Here is a 22,949-nt window from a genome sequence, read left to right on the forward strand (position 1 = left end):
CACGTTTTCTTTTAACCACATTGGCAATGGCAACATTTGGGATGTCAGGCACGGTATATGCATCTGCTACTGATCATAATCAGGATGTTAACTGTGATGCTGATGGAGAGACGACTTCACCAAATAGAATGGGCGAAGTAGCTTGTGGCTTAAATGCTGTTGCGACTGGAGCTGAAAGCGTCGCGGTTGGCGCACGCACCAATGCCACCGGTGCTTCCGCGATCGCACTAGGTAATGATATTAGTGCCACCAAAGATGGTTCCATTATTATTGGAACAAATTTTAAAGCGAATAGTGTTAGCTCCGACGGTACGAATTCAATTGCCATTGGTTCTGGGCTGGTTCAGGGGACTTACGGCGCAGATGCCGATGGAGCTTATTCAATCGCCATTGGTGGCGGCGATGCGTCAAACAACGGCGCAACCACCAAACCTGCAGCAGAATACGGCATTGCACTTGGTTCAGCATCGCTCGCAAATGCCCGAGGTGATATGGCAATTGGTGGCGGTGCGAAGGCAGATGGCACAACAAGCACAACAAATAAAAACAACTTTACCTATAATGATGTAAAAGCAGAGCGCGCTTCTGCCGCCTTAGCAATTGGCACAGGTGCCAGTGCAACAGGACGAAATGCAACCGCAATCGGCACGGGGGCAAAAGCAACCAACGAGGGCTGGGCAACAAATCCCAGCGACACCCAAAACCGAGCAGATAACGTCGCCATTGGTGCTGCTGCATTAGCAAATTACGGCGGCGTTGCCGCAGGTTTTAAAACCAATGCCTCTGGCAAAGCCGGCGTGGCGATTGGTTTAGAAGCCTCGGCACAATCCGAAAATATGATTGCGATTGGTAACAAAGCCGGTTCAGGCACAGGCAATGCCCATGGTATTGCTATCGGTGTCAATGCAGGAAAGAATTACATTAGCGGTACAGAAAATGTTGCCATTGGTCGTGAGTCAGGGCAGTTTGCCAATGGTAATACAAACTATGCGTTAGGGGTACGCTCAGGTCAATATGTTAGTGGTGCAGATAACTACGCAATGGGGATCAGCAACGGGCAATATATCTTAGGCAATCAAAATACCTCGCTAGGTTATCACGTCGGTCACGCCGTGGCTGGAACAGGTAACGTTTCTATTGGCTATTCTTCTAACGCCAATGATGCCCAGAAAGATACAAACACAAATCAGATCACGAAAGGACAACAAGTCTTCGGTGACTACAATTTATCGTTCGGTAAAGATGCAGGGCAATACATCGGGCAAGGAACGATAACCGTCAATACAGAAAATAAATTAGTCAAATCAGCGGTTCACACATCCAGTAACAATATTTCCTTCGGCTATGAAGCCAATAAATTCGACGAAAATGCACCGCTCTTAACTCAAGACAACATCGCTATGGGGACCCGCAGTAAAGCGAGCGGGGGAAATGCCGTTGCCATTGGTAAGGACAGCAAAAGCCAAGCTACAAGTACGGTGGCAATTGGTAATGGTGCGGAAGTCGTTGCAACTCGCCCTGTGATATATAATAGTTCAAATCAACTGGAAACAAATCAACAGGAAACGGATCACAGTGTCGCCATTGGTGATAATGCCAAGGTTTATAATGGTGATACCTATATACGCACGACGCAAATTACAGATCCCAATAATGTGAGCTGGAAACGCAATTCATCAGGTAAACTTGAATGGATTGCTGGCACAAAAACAGTAGAGGAAACCATTAAGAGTTATTCAACGAAACAAGAACATGGGTCACTGGGTGGGGCAACTGCGGTGGGGCATAATGCTGTCGCTGCACAAGGTGCGGCAGTGGCACTGGGTGCGGCACACGCGAATGCAATCAATAGTATTGCTATTGGTGCGTGGGGCAACACCATCTTTGGTAATTATTATGCCGAAACCCGTTCTGATGGTTCATTTGCAGTAGGCAACCAAGCGATTGTGGATGAAAATTCTGCTGGTGCGCAAGCCATTGGGCGTGGTGCAACAGTTATTCAAGGAAGTGCCGGTGCATTGGCACTGGGGCAAAGTGCAACGGTACAAGGCAAGCGCGCGGTGGCAATTGGTGGCTCATCTGTCGTCAGTACAGGTTCTAGTTTACCACGCGATAATAGTGCCTATGCAGGGGCGGATAATGCATTGGCATTGTCTGCGGATTCACGCGTTTATCAAGGTTCTACCGCAGGTATCGCCATCGGTCAAGGTTCTCGCGTGGGTGAGGGCGAGATTGAAAGCGATGGTTCAAATGGTAACAAGGTTCCTACTCGTATTACAGGCACTCTTGTCGCTGAAAACGGTATCGCCATTGGTACAGGCGCACAAGCACTTGCCAACAATGCCATTTCCATTGGTACAGGCAATATCGTACGGGGAGAAAATTCAGGTGCCATTGGTGATCCAACAACGATTACAGGTACCGGCACTTATACCATCGGTAATAACAATGGCACCGTATCTGCCGATGAAGCGGGTGCTTTTGGTAACAATAATACCTTGACAGGCAATAACAGCCGTATCATTGGTAATAACAATACCGTTGAAGCAAACACATCCTTTGTTATGGGTAACAACTCAAAGGCGCTAAAGCTAGATGACAAAGGTAAAGAGAATTCAGGACTGTTGGTATTTGGTGATACCGCACTCGCTTCTGGTAACTATGCCATTGCAATGGGGGCATTTTCACAAGCGACTAAAAATAGTGCGGTGGCAATAGGGCAAAGTGCCATTGCGAATGGCGCACAATCTTTTGCTGGCGGCTATGATGCACAATCAGCTGGTGCGCAAAGTTTGGCTATCGGAACCTCATCACGCACCACTATCACTGCCCAAGGTGCCATTGCACTAGGTTGGGGCGCAAACGCAAGTGAAAAAGCCGCTGTCGCATTAGGTAAAGATAGTACAACAGCAACGAATGCCACTTCTGTCAAACAAGCTAAGGTTGGAAATCTCACTTACTCTGGTTTTGCGGGCAGCATAGATAAAAAGGACATAGGAATGCAAGTTTCTATTGGTCACTCAGGTTTTGAACGCCAACTTAAACATCTGGCAGCGGGTGAAATTTCTGAAACTTCAACCGATGCAATCAATGGTTCACAACTTTACGCTGTGGCAAAAGCGTTTGATAATATTCCTGTGGTTTATACCGATGCCGCTGGCAATAAATTAGTTAAAGCAAACGATGGCAACTATTATACGCCGGACAATGTTGCTCCAAATGGCACACCAAATTCAGGTGCAACGCGAGTAGATCCAAACAGCATTATTGCATCAGTACAAAACACAGCGGGTGACACAATCACTCCAACAACCCTTGCTAATATTGCAAGCAACTTGCCAACCACCCAAAATAATACAGCCGCTTCGGGTGAAGCAAGCAATGCAACAACCACACAAACCGCCCCAACAGACATCAAGCAAAACAACGCGGCAACAGTGGGCGATGTGCTTAATGCTGGTTGGAACTTGCAAGAGAATGGCACAGCCAAAGACTTTGTAAAACCATACGACACCGTAAACTTTGCAAACGGCACTGGCACCACCGCAACCGTTGAAAATACCGACGGAAAAACCTCAACGGTAAAATTCAATGTAAAAACCACCGCACTAACTACTGATGAGAATGGCGATGTCTCAGCAGGGACAACGGGGGATAGCTTTGCCAATGCAACAGAGGTGGCAAACGCCATTAACAAGGCGGTTGATAACACCACATCACAATTTGCTGGCGATAACGGTACTGTTACGGTAAAACGTAAACCAAGCGAGACCTTAACAATTAAAGGGGGAGCGGCAAGCAATACGTTATCCGACAACAACATTGGCACGGTGGGGAATACAGACGGCACTATCACAGTGAAATTGGCTAAAACCCTAACCGGTTTAACCTCCGCCGTTTTTGTTGATGCAGAGGGTAATCAAACAACAGTAAATGGAAATGCAATCACCATTACACCAAAAGATAGCACGAAATCCCCAGTTAGTTTGACCAAAAATGGCTTAGACAACGGCGGCAATGCCATTACCAATGTAAACAGTGGCTTAGGCACAATCAGCAATGCAAACAATGGTTCAAATGGCTTAACCAATTTAGGGAACAATGCCGTAAACGATAACACCGTTGCTACCGTAGGCGATTTACGCAATATGGGCTTTGTGGTGAGTAGCGATAAAACAACGGGTGATTTAAGCACCGCCTTTAGCTCACAAGTGAAAAATGCCGGTGAAGTCAAGTTTGTGGGAACCGGGGGCGCTACCGTTTCCGGCAAAACAGAAAATGGCGTAAACACCATTACCGTTGCCGTTGATGCTCAAAGCGTGGCACAAAATGCCCAACTTCCAGTGGTTTACACGAAAAATGATGGCACGAAGGTATATAAAGTCGGTGATAAATTCTACACAACACCAACAGGACCTGCGGATCCAGCTAATCCAAATTCTGATGCCATTGAGCCAAGTCAGGTTGTGGCTTCGATGCAAAATGCCGATGGCTCAACAAACAAGCCAACCACGCTGGCTAATATCGCGGGGAACTTAGAGGGGGCAAAAGCGAACAGCACCGCACCGACAACTCAAGCCACCGCCCCAGCAGACATCAAGCAAAACAATGCGGCAACAGTGGGCGATGTGCTTAATGCTGGTTGGAACTTGCAAGAGAATGGCACAGCCAAAGACTTTGTAAAACCATACGACACCGTAAACTTTGCAAACGGCACTGGCACCACCGCAACCGTTGAAAATACCGACGGAAAAACCTCAACGGTAAAATTCAATGTAAAAACCACCGCACTGACTACTGATGAGAATGGCGATGTCTCAGCAGGGACAACGGGGGATAGCTTTGCCAATGCAACAGAGGTGGCAAACGCCATTAACAAGGCGGTTGATAACACCACATCACAATTTGCTGGCGATAACGGTACTGTTACGGTAAAACGTAAACCAAGCGAGACCTTAACAATTAAAGGGGGAGCGGCAAGCAATACGTTATCCGACAACAACATTGGCACGGTGGGGAATACAGACGGCACTATCACAGTGAAATTGGCTAAAACCCTAACCGATTTAACCTCCGCCGCTTTTGTTGATGCAGAGGGTAATCAAACAACAGTAAATGGAAATGCAATCACCATTACACCAAAAGATAGCACGAAATCCCCAGTTAGTTTGACCAAAAATGGCTTAGACAACGGCGGCAATGCCATTACCAATGTAAACAGTGGCTTAGGCACAATCAGCAATGCAAACAATGGTTCAAATGGCTTAACCAATTTAGGGAACAATGCCGTGAACAATACCACCGTTGCCACCGTAGGCGATTTACGCAATATGGGCTTTGTGGTGAGTAGCGATAAAACAACGGGTGATTTAAGCACCGCCTTTAGCTCACAAGTGAAAAATGCCGGTGAAGTCAAGTTTGTGGGAACCGGGGGTGCTACCGTTTCCGGCAAAACAGAAAATGGCGTAAACACCATTACCGTTGCCGTTGATGCCCAAAGCGTGGCACAAAATGCCCAACTTCCAGTGGTTTACACGAAAAATGATGGCACGAAGGTGTATAAACTTGCTGATGGCGAATTCAACACTCAAGCTGATGGAAAGGGTGAAAGTGTAAACAAAGAAAATGTTGTGGCTTCGATGCAAAATGCTAATGGCTCAACAAAAGCACCAACCACGCTGGCTAATATCGCAAGTGGTATCGGTGGCAATGTAGGGAATGGTGCAGGCTCAGCTAACACGCTTAATCAAACTGCTGGCACAAATAGCTTTATTGATAACCTAGCCAAGGCAACAGATAACACACTGAACCAAGCTAGTACAGTGGGCGATTTAAAAAATCTCGCCGATACGCCAATGTTCTTTAGTGGTGATAACGCGAATAAGACGTTTGCACGCAAACTCAGCCAAGAAGTGAAAATTCAAGGGGGGCAAACGAACGAAAGCAAGCTAACCGATAATAATATTGGTGTGGTCTCTAATGGCACGGATACATTAACGGTTAAATTAGCTAAGAATATTGATTTGGGTCAGGATGGTAGCGTTACAACGGGGGCAACAGTAGTAAATAAGGATGGCGTTAAAATTACTGCAACAGATCCGAACAACACAGTATCCTTAACCAATCAAGGACTAAGCAATGGCGGTAATCAAATCACGAATGTTGCCAGTGGCTTATCGGGAGGCGATTTAGCCAGTGCAACAGGCGCTACGCTAACCAATGCTGCCAATATCGGTGATTTAAAAAATGTGGTTAGCAATATTACCAATATGAATTTGGGTGGTGGTTTCGGACTGAAAGACAGTGCGGGTAATGAAGCTAAGCAAAACTTAGGTAAAACCATTACCATCAAAGGTGAGTTAGCCAATAACGCGGCTGCCTCAGCGAAAAATATTCGTGTGGATGTTGCAAACAATGAAGTTATCGTGAAATTGGCTGAAGATTTAACCGATCTCAATAGTGTAACCATTGGTAAGGGCAATAACACAACAAAACTCACTAGCACAGCAAATGGCTTGGATGTTGGTGGCGATAAGATTACCAATGTGGCAAGTGGCTTTGGTAACAGAACACCTGATGAGATCAAACAAGCGATCGCGAACGGGGATATTTCACCTGCTGAAAAAACCAATGCCGCAAATATTGGTGATTTATTAGCCTTACAAAATGCAGTACAAAATAATGTAACGAATGTAACCAATAACTATCAAAATATCTTAGGTAAGGAATATGTTGATAGCACTGGTCAATTAACAGATAAGGGTAAAGAAGCATTAGTCACTTATGAAATATCTGGTCAAAAAGAAAGAGAAAATGCCTCTATCATTGATGCACTGGTTCAAGTGAAAGAGCAAGGAACGAAATACTTCCATGTTAATGGTGGACAACGTGTTGAAGGGACTAAAACGAATACTGAAGACGCGAGTGCTTCTGGTGCAAAATCAACCGCAATTGGCTATAGAGCAGATGCGCAAGGTGAGAATGCCATCGCTATGGGCAATGGTGCCAAAGCAACAGGCAAAAATAGTATTGCTATTGGTACTGCTAATATCATCTCTAGGAAAGAGGCTGGAGCACTTGGTAACTCGGCAATTATCAATGGCGATAGCAGTTATTCTGTGGGGAATAACAATAATATTCAAACAAATAGCACTTATGCGTTTGGTAGTAATATTACTCAAACCATTGAAAACTCTGTATTCTTAGGCGATCGTTCATCTTCCAACGGAATACATACTACGGCAAATGGTGGAAATTATACCTATGCAGGTGCGAATGACGCGAATGTTGCCGGTGTAGATAATGTGAAAGGCGTGGTTTCTGTGGGTAATGCCAATGAAACGCGTCAAATTCAGCACGTTGCCGCCGGGGTGGTTTCAGCAAATAGCACTGATGCCATCAATGGTAGCCAGCTTTATGACACACATCGGGTGATTAATCACCTCAACCAAAATGTCCATAAGATGGATAAAGATCTACGTGCAGGTATTGCTGGCGCAGCAGCATTGGGTATGCAACCTCAACCAACCCGTCCGGGCAAATCAATGGTTTCCGTAGGTGGTACTTCATATCGCAACCAAAGTGCGGTTGCGTTAGGGGTATCCCGTGTTTCTGATAATGAAAAATGGGTCATTAAAGTGGGTGCCTCAGCGGATACCCGTAAAAATTATATTGTCGGTGGTGCAGTAGGTTATCAATTCTAATGCAACGGGACTAATATAAGCTAAAAATAAATAAGCCTACGTTTTCTGCGTAGGCTTATTTTTATATCGTCGCTTAAATCACAGAAACAGGAAACAGCCTTGCTAAGCAATCACCTAAAACGTAAAAAATCTCTCAAAAAACCACCGCACTTGATTTTAATCACAAAACGTCACTAGAAGCGAGGAAAGAAACAACGTACAATCATCACGCTTTTAGTGAACATCAAAAGGAGAAAAAAATGGATAGACGACATTTCTTACGCGTAGGGGCATTAAGTTTATTTGCGGTAAATAGTTTAAAATTAAGTGCAGCTGAACAAAATAATGCGTTGTCTTTGCGCATTATTGCGACAACAGATATTCACGGTTTTTTAACCGATTTTGATTATTATAAAGATGCACCAACCGATAAATTTGGTTTTACACGTGCTGCCAGTTTAATCGCAGCAGCACGGCAAGAAGTGAAAAATTCCGTGTTAGTCGATAATGGCGATTTAATTCAAGGCAACCCGATCGCAGATTATCAAGCCGCAAAAGGTGATAAAGAGGGGAAACCTAACCCCGCTATTTTAGCCTTAAATGCGATGCATTATGATGTGGGAACAATTGGTAATCACGAATTTAATTATGGTTTAGCGTATTTAGATCGCGCCATTAAGCAAGCTGAGTTTCCAATTATTAATGCAAATGTCGTCAATGCCAACGATGAAAAACCGTATTTCCAACCTTATTTTATTCAAGAAAAAACCGTGACAGATAATGCCGGAAAATCGCATCAGATTAAGATTGGTTATATTGGTTTCGTTCCACCACAAGTTATGGTGTGGGATAAAGCAAATTTAGAAGGTAAAGTCAAAGCCTATGATATTAAGAAAACCGCAGAACACTATGTCCCTATTGTAAAAGCAAAAGGGGCAGATATTATTGTGGCGTTGGCTCATACAGGGCCTTCCGATGAACCTTATAAAGAGGGGGAAGAAAATGCCGCATTCCATTTGGCTGATGTAAAAGGAATTGATGCGATTATCTTTGGGCATTCACACCGTTTATTCCCGAATAAAGAATTTGCCCACAGTAAAGGTGCAGATATTGAAAAAGGCACAATGAACGGCGTACCTGAAAGTATGGCGGGTTACTGGGCAAATAATATCAGTGTGGTTGATTTAACCTTAAACCAACATAATGGCAAATGGTTTGTGACTGACGGTAAAGCGGCATTGCGCCCAATTTATGATGCGGATAAAAAGAAAGCCCTTATAGGCAACCATCCTGAAATTGCGGCATTACTTGCACCTATTCATCAAGCAACGCGTGAATTTGTTGCACAACCGATTGGTAAAGCATCAGACAATATGTATAGTTTCCTCGCGCTATTCCAAGATGATCCAACGGTACAAATTGTGAATCAAGCACAGAAAGCCTATGCTGAAAATGTCGTTAAAAACCTACCAGAGCTGGCAGGAATTCCCGTGTTAAGTGCGGCTGCCCCTTTTAAAGTTGGTGGACGTAAAAACGATCCAACCGCCTATGTTGAGGTAGATAAAGGGAATTTAACCTTCCGCAACGCCGCCGATCTCTACCTTTATCCCAACACCTTAGTGATCGTAAAAGTGAGTGGGGCAGAATTGAAACAATGGCTTGAATGCAGTGCGGGAATGTTTAATCAGATTGATCCACACAGTGATAAAGCACAACCTTTATTAAACTGGAATGGCTTCCGCACCTATAATTTTGACGTCATTGATGGGGTTAATTATCAAATTGATGTGAGCCAACCCGCACGTTATGATGGAGAATGCAAACTCATCAATCCTACCGCCTCGCGCATTGTCAACCTGACTTACCAAGGTAAGCCCGTGCAAGAAAGCGATCAGTTTTTAATCGCAACGAATAATTATCGTGCATATTCTGGCAAATTCCCGGGAACGGGGGATGCGCATATTGTCTTTGCCGCACCAGATGAAAATCGCCAAATTTTAGCGAACTATATCAGCCAAACCACAAAAGAAAAAGGCGAGGTTGTACCTTCAGCAGACAATAACTGGCGATTAGCCCCTATTGCAACAAAGGTACCACTCAATATCCAAGTGGAAACGTCACCAAGTGAGAAAGCCAATACGTTCATCAAAGAAAAAGCCCAATACCCTATGGATTATATCGGTCAAGATGAACTCGGTTTTGCAGTCTATAAAATAAATTTAAGCCAAAAATAGACCGCACTTTCTAATATGGCGATGTTTTCGCATCGCCATATACACTTACATATTGATTAAGGTGATTCTTCCCTCTCAGTAATCAATAACGATTAAATCTAAAGTGCGGTGAAAATTTTCCACATTTTCAATGAGTAATTTTTCAATCTGTGATCTACATCACAGGCACTTTATGATTCTCATCATATTTCCTCTCTTACCATTTTATCTAAACTGCTATTAGCGATGAAAAATATCGTCAGGCAATGTTGAAATAAAACACACTTAGATCGCGTTGTTTTATTCCCAACTTCAACAACTATAGTTTCTATATATCACAGGGAGAAAAATATGCAATTTAACTGGAGTATAGATGGCAGTATTGTTGGACTTTATATTTTATTAAGTCTTGTTGTCGGCATTATTGTGCGTAAATATGTCAAAAATGTGAATGATTTCCTCGTTGCAGGTAGAAATGTAGATTTACACGTAGGGATTGCCTCTTTGGCTGCCACGGAATTTGGCATCATTACCTGTATGGCTGCGGCTCAACTAGGCTATAAATATGGTTTTGCGGGGGCAACGGTGGGATTAATTATGACTATCGTGATGTTCACCGTAGGGAAAACAGGATTCTGTATTGAACCTTTACGTAAAGCAGGCGTGGTAACTATTCCAGAGTTCTTTGAACATAAGTTTGGTAAAAAAGTGCGATGGGCTGCTGGTGTCGTTATTGTTCTTGGCGGCTTACTTAATATGGGCGTTTTCTTGCGTACAGGCGGGGAATTTTTAGTTGCGGTAGCAGGACTTAAGCCTGAATATTTAGAAATTACGATGACGATTTTATTACTTGTTGTTGCGTTATATACCATATTGGGCGGTATGCTTTCTGTTTTAGTGACAGATTATATGCAATTTATTTTAATGAGTGTTGGCTTAGTTCTTACCACTTGCACTATTTTTTATCAAATTGGTTGGGATACTTTATTTGATACGGCTATTTCAAATTATGGTATGGGAGGAATTAACCCTTTTGTTAATCCAAATTTAGGTTGGCAATATGTGCTTTACACCGCTTTAGTCTTAACTGCCACCGTGCTAACTTGGCAAACGATGGTTTCACGTGTCCTGTCAGCAAAAGATGAGAAAGTGGCGAAACAAATGTACACCCGTACAAGTTTATTTTATATCGTTCGTTCTTTAATTCCTGTGATGTGGGGTGTTGCCGCTTTATCATTAGTTAGTTTAGAAAGTGTAGGAGGCAAACCGATTCAAGCGATGCCAACAATGCTATCCATTGTGATTCCAACAGGTATTATCGGTTTGCTTGTTGCGGCTATGTTGGCGGCAGATATGTCCACGAATTCATCATATTTATTAGGTTGGGCAAGTGTTATTTATAATGATGTTTTGATCATTTTCCATCAAAATAAATGGTCCGAACGTAAATCTATTGCCGTGAATCGAGTATTAGTCGCTTTAATTGGTATTTTCTTGCTCTTTTATGGATTATGGTATCCATTGAAAAGTGATCTTTGGGTCTATATGACCTTAACGGCGACAATCTATTCTGTGGCGGTATCAACATTACTTATTTCAGCTTGTTATTTCAAAAAAGCCAATAACTGGGGGGCGTATGCAACAATTGTGATCGGTGCATTAACGCCACTTTCATACTTAGTTGCACAGCAAATTCCCGCCCTTGAACCGATTGCGAGTCAAATTGGTCCTTATTATTCAGGTATTGCAGCATTTGTTTTTGCTTGGATTGCAATGATTGTGGGTTCATTGCTAAAAAATGCATTGCGTAAATAGGGGGAAATATGACAGAGATACTCATTTTATTTTGGAAAGGATTAATTCTTTGTGGATTAATTTGGTATGTATGTACTATTTTTATCGTAGGTAAAAAAGGATTTCAAAATATTAAAACAATGTTAGGAGTCAGCAAAGATGAAAAAAACGAATGTTGTAATGATAATCGCTGATGATTTGGGGTATTGGGCATTAGGTTGTTATGGCAATAAAGACGCGATTACCCCAAATATTGATCGTCTTGCTCAGCAAGGAAAAAAATTTGAAAACTTTTTCTGCGTATCACCAGTATGTTCTCCAGCTCGAGCATCTATTTTTACGGGGAGAATACCTTCTCAGCACGGTATTCACGATTGGTTAGAAGAATGGGAAAATGGCGCTACCACAGAACATTATTTAAAAGGGCAATCCACTTTTGTTGATCAATTAAAACAGCACGGATACCACTGTGCAATGAGTGGAAAATGGCATTTAGGAATGGCAGATATGCCACAATGTGGTTTTGATCATTGGTATTCCCATCAGCGTGGTGGTGGTCCTTATTTTAATGCACCAATGTATCAAGATGGCGTATTCATTGAAGAACCTGAATATATTACGGATAAAATTACCGACTATGGGCTAGACTTTATTGAAAAGGTACATAATGCGAAACAGCCATTTTTTCTTAATTTAAGTTATACCGCACCGCATTCTCCTTGGGATAGAAAAAATCATCCACAGGAAATGCTTGATCTTTATGCTGATTGTCAATTTGAATCTTGCCCACGGGATCCTTATCATCCATGGAAAATTTATGAAACCTTTGAAGGTGATGAAACAGCACGTTTAGAGATATTACGCGGCTATTTTGCAGCATTGACTTCAATGGATTTTAATATTGGACGAATTCTTCATTCGCTTGAAGAAAAAGGAATTTTAGAAAATACACTGATTATTTTTACCAGTGATAATGGTATGAATATGGGGCATCACGGTATTTTTGGTAAAGGCAATGGCACAAGCCCTGTGAATATGTTCGATACCTCTGTAAAAGTACCGTTTATTCTCTATCACAAAAATCATTTATCCACAGATACCGTAGATAATCTGTTAAGCCATTATGATTTCCGCCATACCTTGTTGGAATATCTCAATATCAATGATGAACAGCAAGCACAGGTACGCTATCCCGGAAAAAGTTTTGCTTCCCTACTGAAGCAAGATTCCTCAAATCCGTTAGAAGAAAATCATCTAGTGATCTTTGATGAATATGGACCAACTAGAATGATCCGTAATCGCTCGTTTAAATATATTCATCGTTATCCTGATGGGCCTTATGAATTTTATGATCTGCGTAATGATCCTGATGAACGTCATAATCAAATAAACAATCCCAATTATCAACAACAGATAACTCAAATGCGGCGAGAATTAAACAGGTGGTTTAATCAATATATTAATAAGGAAATAGATGGGGCAACCTTGCCTGTTTATGGCGGTGGACAGCGTACGTTTGCGGGAGAATGGGGAGGCTATGCAGAAAACACGTTCAACAAATACACCAGTAAATTTATTTTTTCTGCAGAAGCGGAATTGCAGGAAAAAGTGGATGTAAAGGTGAAAGAAAAAATTCAGTAAACTGATAGCATAAATGCAAAAAATAAAAAGTAGGAAATCATTTCCTACTTTTTTATTGTGTCATAGCACTATTTTATCACCAATGCTGCTGCCCCTTTTACGCCTGCGGAATCAAGTAATTGGCTTGGTTTGATTTGTAAGTTTTGTAAGGAAACGCCTAGGGCATAGTGCGGTAGAAATTTTTGTACTTTTTCAATGATGAACTCGGCGGATTTTGCGACCCCACCAGCGAGGACGATAAGTTCAGGGTTAAAAATATTGATCAGCACGCCTAAACCGTAAGCTAAATATTTTGCAAAATTATCCACCACTTGTAGGGCTAGTTCATCTCCTTTTTTGGCGTATTCAAAAATATGATGTGCTTGAAGGGCATCTAAATCAGTGGAAAAACGCTGAAAAAACTCACCGCACTTCGTTTCAAGTAATAATTTTTTTGCCTCTCTAACTAACCCCGGTGCAGAGGTATAGGTTTCTAAGCAACCTGTTAATCCGCACCCACATTTCATTCCTTGCTCGTTCACCATTATATGCCCAAATTCGCCTGCGCAGCCGCCAGAACCAGACAATACCTTGCCATTTAACAAAATACCTGAAGCAATGCCAGTACCAATGGGGACAACGATAAGATTCGCAATTCCTTTTCCCGCACCAAATAAATGTTCTCCTAAGGTAATGGCGCGTACATCGTTTTCCACCACCACATTTTTATGAGAAATGTCTTCCATTAATTGTTTGGCATTAAAATCATTCCCCCAAGAAAAGTTAGCCGCAATTTTGACTACCGCTTGATTCACTACGGGGCCGGGAATGCCCAAGCCAATCCCTTCTAATTGGGTTTCTGAAAGCTGATTTTGTGCAAGCAAAGCCAAAATAGTCTGCCAAATGCGAGAAAAAGTGGTTCTTGCACCTTGCTGAGATAGTGTTGCAATGCTTTGTTCTGCGAGAATATTAAAATGGCTATCTAAAATACCAATTTTTGTGTTTGTACCGCCAATATCCACACCTGCGTAATATTTCATCCTCAACTCCATTTATTTTATAAACCTAAATTTCAACATAACTGATTTACCCAAAACAGACTATGATAAATATCATAGTTATGCAGTGATAGGGATCACAATTTTGCAAACTGGTGTGCGGAATTTGTTTTAAATGCTTAAAGGCTAGGCTTACTCACTGATATGTGGAGGTAAAATTAGGAGATAAAAAAATCTGCCCAAGATGAGCAGATTTGATGAAAAGGAAAATGGAATTAATTTTTTGCCGCCGCAGCTGCTTTTACAATCACCGCAAAAGCAGGGGCTTTTAGTGACGCACCACCAACTAATGCGCCATCAATATCTGGCTGAGTAAATAATTCCGCCGCATTGGCATCATTTACTGATCCACCATATTGAATAATCACTTGATCGGCAACAGCTTGTGATTTGGCGGCAATATGCCCACGAATAAAGGCGTGAACCGCTTGTGCTTGTGCAGGCGTTGCTGATTTCCCTGTACCGATCGCCCAAATTGGTTCATAGGCAATCACCGCACCATTAAAGGCTTCTACGCCTAGCGCATTGATCACAGCATCAATTTGGCGAGCGCATACTTCTTCTGTTTTGCCTGCTTCATTTTCAGCTTCTGATTCCCCAATACATAACACAGGGACTAAACCAGCTTCTTTTAATGCCGCAAATTTTTTCGCAATAAATTCATCACTTTCTTTGTGATAAGTACGGCGCTCAGAATGTCCGATAATGATGTACTTCGCACCAAAATCTTTTAACATTGCGGTTGAAATATCGCCTGTAAATGCACCTTGCACGTTCACATCAACGTTTTGTGCGCCTAACGCAATTTGGCTACCCGCTAACGCCGCTTCCGCTTCCGCTAAATACATCACAGGTGGCGCAATTGCCACATCACAGCCATTCACACCGGCAAGTTCCGCTTTTAAACCTTCAATTAATTCTTTGGTAAACGCTTTACTACCATTTAATTTCCAGTTACCCATAACTAAAGGACGACGTGCCATAATTTTTCTCCATAGTAATTAATAAAAAATAACCGCATTACTATATCAAATTTTTTATGTTCTACCGTTGATTTTAGGCAAATTTGAAAAAAATTTTTCCGAAAAGATGATTATTTTGTGTTAAAAAGATACAATTCACTGTATAAATTTCACAAAAAATCATCAATATGAAAATATTTAAAGCTGAACAATGGAATCTAGAGCTATTGCTCCCCCTCTTTGAGCAATATCGTCTTTCACAAGGTATGGTGGAAAACCCGGAACGAACCTTAATTTTTCTAACCAATCGAATTCGCTTCAGTGAAAGTATTTTTTTCCTTGCTGTCGATGAACAAAATCAAGCACTGGGTTTTATTCAACTTTACCCGCGTCTTTCTTCGTTACAACTTCAACGTTATTGGCAACTTACCGATATTTTTGTGCAGCAACACGCAAATTCATCAAAAATTTATACCGCGCTTATTGCGAAAGCAACGGAGTTTGTTCGTTATACGCAAGCCACTCGACTTATTGTAGAACAACGCAGCCAACAGCATAATTTGTTAGAAATGGCAGGCTTTAAAGTAAATCCAGATAAACAAATTTTTGAACTTCGTTTGTAGGGCAAAGTCTAACAATAGGCTTACCAAAAACACATTTAGGAGTTATTTATGAAAGCGATAAAAACCTTGGCTTCAGCCATTGTCATTGGTTCAGCCATTTTAGCAACGGTACCAAGTTATGCGGCTGATTGTCCTGTTACCAATGTGAAATTTAAAAAGGGCGCGTCTTCAGCCAGCTACAATGGGAAAATTAAAGGCTGGCAATGTCGCACTTATGCGTTTTATGCCAAAGCAGGGCAAACCTTAACCTTTAACTTAAACACAAAAGGCGCAGCGGAAGCGATTATTTATGGTAACGATGATTTTGTACAAAATGAACCTTATACGCTACCAAAAACAGGGCGTTATGAAGTACGCGTACTCCAGCCTAAAGCTCAATCCATTAAAAATTTAACTTCACGTTATAAAGTGAATATTCAAATCAAATAAGAGGATTTATGGAACGAAAAAGTGCGGTAAAAACATACCGCACTTTATTCTACCCCTCTCCTCCGCTTGGCTGGCGTCGTTTGCCAATATTTTTCGTATCTTTATGGCGAAGTTTGGTTTTTTTCTGTTGTGCCGATTTTTTCTTTTCTGCACGTTTTTGTTTAATACGTGCTTTTTGTTTTTTACTGACACTTTTTATTTCACCATCTTTCGGAGCTTTAGTGCGAGGTTCTAACCCTTCAATAAGGCGTGGTTTGAGTAGCTCTTCAGTATAACGTTTAATTTTGCCAAGTAGCTTATAATCGTGAGCTTCAACAAAAGACACGGCGACGCCTTTTTTACCTGCTCGAGCGGTACGGCCAATACGGTGCAAATAGGTGTCTGCGCTGTAAGGCAAATCCATATTCATCACGTGGCTGATGTCATCAATATCAATACCGCGTGCGGCAACATCGGTGGCAACTAGCACGGTAACTACGCCATTTTTGAGTTTATCAATGGCATTATTGCGTTGCGTTTGCGCCATTTCCCCTTCTAAATAGGTGCTACGAATGCCGCGTTTACGCAAGGTATCAGAAAGCTCACGCACGGTTTCACGGCGACGAACGAAAATAATGCCTTTACTCACTTTTTCTTGTTCAATAAAACGGGCAAGCAATTTCACTTTATGTTCATCGCTATCTGCGTGATAGTACCACTGTTGAATCTTTTTGCGTTCACGGCGACTTGGTTCGGCATCAATCTGTACGGGATCATTGAGTAATCGCCCCGCAAAATCCCTCAATAGTTCACCTTCTAAAGTGGCTGAGAAAAGTAAAGTTTGTTTGCGCCAGCGCGTTTCCGCCGCAATTTTTTCCGCATCTTGCCCAAAGCCCATTTGCAACATTCGATCCGCTTCATCAAAAATCAGTATCTCTACGGAACGGCAATCAAAATTTTCTTCTTGAATATATTGCAATAAACGTCCGGGAGTGGCGACGACCAAATCTTGATTATCATTAAACACCTCGCCGTGATTTTGATAAGCTACGCCACCGGTGATCGTAGTGATATCAAGAGAGGTAAATTGTGCCAATTGCTCCGCCTGTTCTGCCACTTGCATCGCTAATTCGCGGGTTGGCGTGAGAACCAACACCCTTGGCGTGCCGGGTTTACGACGTGGATTATCAAGCAAATGTTGCAATGCAGGTAATAAAAAAGCGGCAGTTTTTCCTGTGCCAGTTGGTGCTGAACCTAGCACATCTCGTTCCGCCATCGCTGCTGGAATGCTTTCTAACTGAATGGCAGTAGGGCGTTGATAGCCTTTTTTTGCTAAGGCTTTTAATAATTCAGGGGCGAGATCCAATTGTTCAAATTGTGCTAAGTTCATATTTCTTGTTACTATTAAGGAAAATTGTCGCGAATTATACCGCACTTTGCGTTTAAAGTGCGGTCAATTTTTAGGAAGTTTATGACAAAGGAAAATCAGGGCTTTACCTTTAAACAATTTCACGTGAATCACCATCGCTGTGCGATGAAAGTCGGAACAGACGGCATTTTGCTTGGGGCTTGGGCAGATGTCAAAGAGGCTCAGACGCTGTTAGATCTTGGCACAGGCACAGGGTTGATCGCCTTAATGTTAGCCCAGCGTACCGCGCAACATTGCCAGATTAGTGCTGTTGAGCGTGATCACGCAGCCGCAGAGCAGGCAAAAGAAAATATTGAACATTCCCCTTGGGCGAAAAAAATGACCTTATATCATACAGATATTGCAACATTCGCACAAAATCCCCCACATCTTTTTGATTTAATTGTAGCCAATCCGCCCTATTTTTCCCCAGCACAAGATTGCAAAACACCCCAACGCAATCTTGCTCGTTATATACTTGAACAGAGCCATAACGATTGGCTAAATATCGCAGCGCAATGCTTGAATGAACAGGGCAAAATCCAATTTATTCTTCCTTATGACGCAGGAAAAATCTTGCAAAAAAGCACCGCACTTTACTGTACGGAACAATGTGATGTGATCACCAAAATCGGCAAGCCCGCGCAACGCCTGTTGCTCACTTTCCGCAAACACCCCGAGCCAATGCAACATTCCCAACTGATTATTTATGACGAAAATAATCAATATCACCCTGATTTTGTGGCGCTGACGAAAGGATTTTATTTGAAGTTTTGAGAAAAATAATAATAGACTTTTAGGCGTGATATTGTGTTTTAAAAGGGCTTTGTTAGAATGTTGTTCATATTTATTAATTCAACTGTAAATCTTGATTGTTTCACTATAAGGAGAATACAATGGCTAATCCGCAATCCGCAATCCGCAATCCGCAATCCGCAATCCGCAATCCGCAATCCGCAATCCGCAATCCGCAATCCGCAATCCGCAATCCGCAATCCGCAATCCGCAATCCGCAATCCGCAATCCGCAATCCGCAATCCGCAATCCGCAATCCGCAATAAACTAATATTCTCAACGCTCTTTGCAAGCTTATTTTTAACCGCTTGTAATGATCCTAAAGAAGCCAATAAAGAGAATTTCGCAAAAGCGATTGAAGAACAATTGGCATTACAAAAAAGCCCAGCTATTTGTATTTCGTTACCTTCTGGTACATACGTTTCTGACCAATCACCACTTCATAATGCTGCATTGATTTTAAACACAGATGTATCTGATCAGCGTATACAACAATCACTTGCTCAGGCAGATTATTTCGTCAAAGCAGGACTGCTTACTTCAAAAGCAGACAAACTTGAAAAACTAGATTGGGGAAAGAAAAAAATCCTTAACGTGAATGTTTATGAAGTTACTGAACAAGGTAAACCATTTTTCAGCACAGGGATGTTTTCGCGAACTAAATTTTGTACGGGGGCATTAAAATTAGATTCTGTGGGTACATTCACTGAACCTAATGAACGAGCATCAGGGGGAAAACTTTCTCAAGTAAATTATACGGTAAGCTATGAAAATGTTGCTTCTTGGGCAACAAATAACGATGTAGAAAAATTATTTGGACGCCTGTTTGATAAAGCGAAAAATCAACAACGTACGGTGTTAATTCTCACTAATGAAGGTTGGAAAAGTATAACAGTATTAAATCAAGCTAATAAATAATTTTAAATTTATTGTTATTTTAGTTTGAAAGAAAATGCCGTAGCATCATTACAAAATTAAAGCGTAGTAAACAAAAAGCCACATCACACATGATAAAGTGGCTTTTTGTTGTTTAATGAAAATTACTCCGCAAATTCATCTAACATATCTAACGTTGGGACGAAGAAAAGTGTTCCTGTGCGGGTGCGGCTGAAATCAAGCAAGCGGTCATAATTACCTGCGGGGTTACCAATAAACATATTGTTTAGCATTGCTTGTACTGTGGTAAAGGTATTCGCGTAAGCAATAAAATAGGTTCCCACCTCGCCGTTTGCGGAGAATGGCATATTGTCGCGAATGACTTTGCGATCATCGCCCACATTGGCTAATGCGCTGTGGCTGTTGCTTGGTTTGCTATCATCGTCCATTTCAATGTCATCGGCTTTAGAACGACCGAATACTTTTTCTTGCTCATTTACAGGTAATGCACGCCACGCTTGCATATCGTGTACATATTTTTGTACGAACAAATAACTACCGCCTTGGTAAGCGGGATCTTCTTCACCGATGGTACCGAATAATATGCGTTCTTCTGGATCGTGCGGATTTTCTGTACCGTCCACAAAACCGAGAATACTACGCCCGTCCCAATAACGAAACCCTTGAATATCGACCACACATTTTGCCACGTCGCGCAACACATCTGCGATATTTTGTGCAATATCAAAGCAATAACTTGGTTGATCGCAACGGATATGAAAATGTAAATCACCACGTGTTGCCACCGCAGTGTATTTTGCTCCCTTTATTGGTTCAAAAGGGGCAAGTTCTTTCGGTAATGGTTTAGGTAAATCGAGGCGTAGCCACGCATCGTATCCAATGCCCATCACCACGCTGGCTTTCGCATCGGGGAAACGTGTTTTTGCTGTATTATTTAAGTTACCCACTAAACCACAAAGCTGTTGGAATGCGGGTTTAATATCGAGATTATCGTGAAAATTCCACACCATAAAAATGGTATTTTTATTTGGTTCATCAAGAACATTTTGTAAAGTCGCCATAGTATTTCCTTCGTTAGAGGCACTTTAATAAGTGCGGTTGTTTTTTTGTTGAGTTTTTAAGATTAAATAATATTTTTTAGTCTTCAATCAAACCAGATTTTACAAGAAAATTATATACACCGTCTTGTTCAATATGATCGGTAACGTGGTTGGCGACGGCTTTTAAGGTATCGTGTCCATTTCCCATTGCTACGCCAACGCCAACTGCACTGAGCATTTCGAGATCATTTAAACCGTCTCCAAATGCCATAACATTTTCCATCGAAAAGCCAAGATGATGGGCAATCGCTTCAATTCCTCTCGCTTTTGAGCCTTCCGCATCAAAAATATCGACAGAATTTTCGTGCCAACGCACGGTTTTGAGATCGTCCAAAATATGTGCCTGCGCGACGAGTTCATCTTTGTCTTCTGCATAAAATGCTAACACTTGGTACACATCATTTTGTTGATAATAGGTTTTATCCACTTGATAATCTGTGGTGATTGGATCAAGGGCGTGTTTTAACATTGGCGTCATTTCAGAAACACGAATTTTATCATTAGAAACAAACGCATAGGCAATATGATGAAGATCAAAGAAATTCACAAGCCGTTGCACTTTTTCTGTTGGAATAGGGTGTTTTTCAATCACTTCTTCATTATGCACAGCAAATTGTCCGTTGGTTGTGACGAAAGTGTGAATCCCTTCTTGCGCCACCATTTCATTAATTTTAGCGGGGAAACTGCAACGTGCGCGCCCTGTTGCTATGCCGACTAAAATCCCGTTCGCGTGCAATTTTTGAATGGCAAGTCTGCCACTTTCTGGAAAATGAACTTTATTTTTTACAAATAAGGTTTCATCAATATCAAAAAAAACGGCTTTAATTTGCTTGTGATAGTTAGGTACGGTCATTTTTATCCTCTTTTACTAAATTTTGAGCAAATTTTACCATTTTTTGCGATCAAGATCGGAAAATTGATCAGAAAAAGTGTTTTTCTTAGAAAAATCAATTATAGTGGGTTCAACCAAAAGAGAAGTGCGGTGGAAAAATTGGTGAATTTTTTCGGTTTTCGTTGTGTCTTATGCCATCAAGTTTTATCGCAAGAGAAACAGGGTATATGCACAACTTGCAATAAAGCAATGAAACGTTACGTCTATTGTGGTTGTTGCGGAATGCCAACGCCAAATTACGTTAAACATTGTGGACATTGCACAGCAACTCCTCCTCGCTGGGATCAAATCGTTATGGTTAGCAAATATGATCCACCTTTATCGAAATTAATTCAGCAATTTAAATTCCACCATCTCTTTTGGTTAGACAATACCCTAGCACGCTTGCTTTTATTAGCGGTTTATGAGGCAAGACGACAACATTCCCTTCATTTTCCAGAAGCCATTTTTCCTGTGCCACTGCACCATTTTCGCCAGTGGAAACGAGGTTATAATCAGGCTGATTTAATCGCCAAGCGTTTAGCAAAATGGTTAGCTATTCCTTGTCATTCATCATTTATTCAGCGCGTAAAACACACACCTCCTCAGCTTGGTTTAAACGCTAAAGCGCGTAAACAAAATTTAAAACACGCCTTTAGGTTTGAAAACCAAACATTCAATTACCGCTCTATTGCATTGATTGATGATGTGATCACCACTGGCTCAACCTTAAATGAAATCGCTCAACATTTTCGTCAATTAGGCGTAGAAAATATTCAAGTTTGGGGATTAGCACGGGCTTTCCACACCGAGTAGTATCTTGTGTATAGAAAATACCGAATAAAAGAAAAGGTGGAAAAAAAATCTATCTAGGGGTATGATGCCTGACTATCTAGCTCAAGTATTACTGAGGAATAAATAATGCAACAAATTACGATTTCTGATGCGGCACAAGCTCATTTTCGCCGTTTATTAGATCAACAAGAAGAAGGCACGAATATTCGTATTTTTGTGGTTAATCCGGGAACACCAAGCGCGGAATGTGGGGTGTCTTACTGCCCGCCAAACAGTGTAGAAGCCACCGATACCGAAATGAAATACGATACCTTTTCCGCCTTTGTTGATGAGGTGAGCTTACCGTTTTTGGAAGACGCTGAAATTGATTATGTAACAGAAGAATTAGGCTCTCAGCTTACGCTCAAAGCACCCAATGCGAAAATGCGTAAAGTTGCAGATGATGCGCCTTTAATTGAGCGTGTAGAATATGTCATTCAAACCCAAATTAATCCGCAACTGGCAGGACACGGTGGGCATATTACGCTGATTGATTTAACCGAAGAGGGCTATGCTATTTTACAATTTGGCGGCGGTTGTAATGGTTGTTCAATGGTTGATGTTACCCTTAAAGATGGGGTTGAAAAACAATTAGTCAGTTTGTTCCCTGATGAATTGAAAGGCGCTAAAGATGTAACCGAGCATCAACGCGGTGAACATTCTTATTATTAATCGTAAAACAAA

15 protein-coding genes are annotated in these 22,949 nt (G+C 41.7%); 10 read left to right on the forward strand and 5 right to left on the reverse strand.

Annotation, left to right across the window (positions count from 1 at the left end; genetic code table 11):
• Positions 1–26 precede the first annotated feature (26 nt).
• From L5B83_RS10520 to L5B83_RS10535, 4 genes are all read left to right on the forward strand, one after another.
• On the forward strand, positions 27–7,703 hold the full coding sequence (locus tag L5B83_RS10520; protein ID WP_265778489.1) for a YadA-like family protein: 7,677 nt from the start codon (positions 27–29) through the stop codon (positions 7,701–7,703).
• Between the two features lie 239 nt (positions 7,704–7,942).
• Entirely contained in the window at positions 7,943–9,916 is a 1,974-nt protein-coding gene (gene cpdB / locus L5B83_RS10525) for a 2',3'-cyclic-nucleotide 2'-phosphodiesterase (protein ID WP_265778490.1), read from the forward strand.
• A gap of 330 nt (positions 9,917–10,246) precedes the next feature.
• On the forward strand, positions 10,247–11,710 hold the full coding sequence (locus L5B83_RS10530) for a sodium:solute symporter family protein (protein ID WP_265778491.1): 1,464 nt from the start codon (positions 10,247–10,249) through the stop codon (positions 11,708–11,710).
• A 138-nt stretch (positions 11,711–11,848) separates the two neighbouring features.
• Positions 11,849–13,330, forward strand: coding sequence for a sulfatase-like hydrolase/transferase (locus tag L5B83_RS10535; protein ID WP_265778492.1), 1,482 nt, complete (start codon positions 11,849–11,851; stop codon positions 13,328–13,330).
• Positions 13,331–13,398: 68 nt separating this feature from the next.
• Here the strand turns inward: L5B83_RS10535 and L5B83_RS10540 are convergent, their stop codons facing one another.
• Positions 13,399–14,349 (reverse strand): ROK family protein, encoded by a 951-nt coding sequence (locus tag L5B83_RS10540; protein WP_265778493.1) that lies wholly within the window; start codon positions 14,347–14,349, stop codon positions 13,399–13,401.
• 233 nt (positions 14,350–14,582) lie between these two features.
• Positions 14,583–15,350 (reverse strand): triose-phosphate isomerase, encoded by a 768-nt coding sequence (tpiA, locus tag L5B83_RS10545; RefSeq protein WP_017805179.1) that lies wholly within the window; start codon positions 15,348–15,350, stop codon positions 14,583–14,585.
• A 167-nt stretch (positions 15,351–15,517) separates the two neighbouring features.
• Here tpiA and L5B83_RS10550 point away from each other — a divergent pair, with 167 nt between their 5' ends.
• A complete protein-coding gene (locus tag L5B83_RS10550; RefSeq protein WP_250351303.1) occupies positions 15,518–15,952 on the forward strand; it encodes a GNAT family N-acetyltransferase in 435 nt (144 codons plus the stop codon).
• A gap of 48 nt (positions 15,953–16,000) precedes the next feature.
• Positions 16,001–16,381 carry a hypothetical protein gene (locus L5B83_RS10555; protein WP_250351302.1) on the forward strand — a complete coding sequence of 127 codons (381 nt, stop codon included), beginning with the start codon at positions 16,001–16,003 and terminating at the stop codon, positions 16,379–16,381.
• Positions 16,382–16,430: 49 nt separating this feature from the next.
• Here L5B83_RS10555 and srmB read toward each other — a convergent pair whose 3' ends face one another.
• The gene (gene srmB, locus L5B83_RS10560) at positions 16,431–17,750 is read right to left on the reverse strand and encodes an ATP-dependent RNA helicase SrmB (protein ID WP_250363833.1); all 1,320 of its coding nucleotides are present in this window, start codon (positions 17,748–17,750) and stop codon (positions 16,431–16,433) included.
• An 81-nt stretch (positions 17,751–17,831) separates the two neighbouring features.
• Here srmB and L5B83_RS10565 point away from each other — a divergent pair, with 81 nt between their 5' ends.
• Together L5B83_RS10565 and L5B83_RS10570 are read left to right on the forward strand one after the other, a co-directional pair.
• Positions 17,832–18,545, forward strand: coding sequence for a tRNA1(Val) (adenine(37)-N6)-methyltransferase (locus L5B83_RS10565; RefSeq protein WP_265778494.1), 714 nt, complete (start codon positions 17,832–17,834; stop codon positions 18,543–18,545).
• A gap of 57 nt (positions 18,546–18,602) precedes the next feature.
• Positions 18,603–19,481 carry a hypothetical protein gene (locus L5B83_RS10570; RefSeq protein ID WP_265778495.1) on the forward strand — a complete coding sequence of 293 codons (879 nt, stop codon included), beginning with the start codon at positions 18,603–18,605 and terminating at the stop codon, positions 19,479–19,481.
• Positions 19,482–19,603: 122 nt separating this feature from the next.
• On the opposite strand, the gene L5B83_RS10575 is transcribed toward L5B83_RS10570, so the two are convergent.
• Both L5B83_RS10575 and L5B83_RS10580 read right to left on the reverse strand, forming a co-directional pair.
• Positions 19,604–20,521 (reverse strand): Dyp-type peroxidase, encoded by a 918-nt coding sequence (locus tag L5B83_RS10575; RefSeq protein WP_265778496.1) that lies wholly within the window; start codon positions 20,519–20,521, stop codon positions 19,604–19,606.
• A gap of 76 nt (positions 20,522–20,597) precedes the next feature.
• The gene (locus L5B83_RS10580) at positions 20,598–21,413 is read right to left on the reverse strand and encodes a Cof-type HAD-IIB family hydrolase (RefSeq protein ID WP_265778497.1); all 816 of its coding nucleotides are present in this window, start codon (positions 21,411–21,413) and stop codon (positions 20,598–20,600) included.
• Between the two features lie 141 nt (positions 21,414–21,554).
• On the opposite strand from L5B83_RS10580, the gene L5B83_RS10585 reads away from it, so the two are divergent.
• Positions 21,555–22,247, forward strand: a complete 693-nt coding sequence (locus tag L5B83_RS10585; RefSeq protein ID WP_265778694.1) for an amidophosphoribosyltransferase — start codon at positions 21,555–21,557, stop codon at positions 22,245–22,247.
• Positions 22,248–22,352: 105 nt separating this feature from the next.
• Positions 22,353–22,937: a Fe-S biogenesis protein NfuA gene (nfuA, locus tag L5B83_RS10590; protein ID WP_250351286.1), complete on the forward strand. Its 585-nt coding sequence runs from the start codon at positions 22,353–22,355 to the stop codon at positions 22,935–22,937.
• The last annotated feature ends 12 nt before the right edge of the window (positions 22,938–22,949 follow it).

It is taken from the genome of Avibacterium sp. 21-599 (assembly GCF_026226765.1).
Classification (GTDB): domain Bacteria; phylum Pseudomonadota; class Gammaproteobacteria; order Enterobacterales; family Pasteurellaceae; genus Avibacterium.

What these genes read in the sequence shown, in the direction of transcription:
- L5B83_RS10520 (WP_265778489.1), top strand. Translation starts at nt 27, where the DNA reads ATGGCAACATTTGGGATGTCAGGCACGGTATATGCATCTGCTACTGAT.
- cpdB (WP_265778490.1), top strand. Translation starts at nt 7,943, where the DNA reads ATGGATAGACGACATTTCTTACGCGTAGGGGCATTAAGTTTATTTGCG.
- L5B83_RS10530 (WP_265778491.1), top strand. Translation starts at nt 10,247, where the DNA reads ATGCAATTTAACTGGAGTATAGATGGCAGTATTGTTGGACTTTATATT.
- L5B83_RS10535 (WP_265778492.1), top strand. Translation starts at nt 11,849, where the DNA reads ATGAAAAAAACGAATGTTGTAATGATAATCGCTGATGATTTGGGGTAT.
- L5B83_RS10540 (WP_265778493.1), bottom strand. Translation starts at nt 14,349, where the DNA reads ATGAAATATTACGCAGGTGTGGATATTGGCGGTACAAACACAAAAATT.
- tpiA (WP_017805179.1), bottom strand. Translation starts at nt 15,350, where the DNA reads ATGGCACGTCGTCCTTTAGTTATGGGTAACTGGAAATTAAATGGTAGT.
- L5B83_RS10550 (WP_250351303.1), top strand. Translation starts at nt 15,518, where the DNA reads ATGAAAATATTTAAAGCTGAACAATGGAATCTAGAGCTATTGCTCCCC.
- L5B83_RS10555 (WP_250351302.1), top strand. Translation starts at nt 16,001, where the DNA reads ATGAAAGCGATAAAAACCTTGGCTTCAGCCATTGTCATTGGTTCAGCC.
- srmB (WP_250363833.1), bottom strand. Translation starts at nt 17,750, where the DNA reads ATGAACTTAGCACAATTTGAACAATTGGATCTCGCCCCTGAATTATTA.
- L5B83_RS10565 (WP_265778494.1), top strand. Translation starts at nt 17,832, where the DNA reads ATGACAAAGGAAAATCAGGGCTTTACCTTTAAACAATTTCACGTGAAT.
- L5B83_RS10570 (WP_265778495.1), top strand. Translation starts at nt 18,603, where the DNA reads ATGTTGTTCATATTTATTAATTCAACTGTAAATCTTGATTGTTTCACT.
- L5B83_RS10575 (WP_265778496.1), bottom strand. Translation starts at nt 20,521, where the DNA reads ATGGCGACTTTACAAAATGTTCTTGATGAACCAAATAAAAATACCATT.
- L5B83_RS10580 (WP_265778497.1), bottom strand. Translation starts at nt 21,413, where the DNA reads ATGACCGTACCTAACTATCACAAGCAAATTAAAGCCGTTTTTTTTGAT.
- nfuA (WP_250351286.1), top strand. Translation starts at nt 22,353, where the DNA reads ATGCAACAAATTACGATTTCTGATGCGGCACAAGCTCATTTTCGCCGT.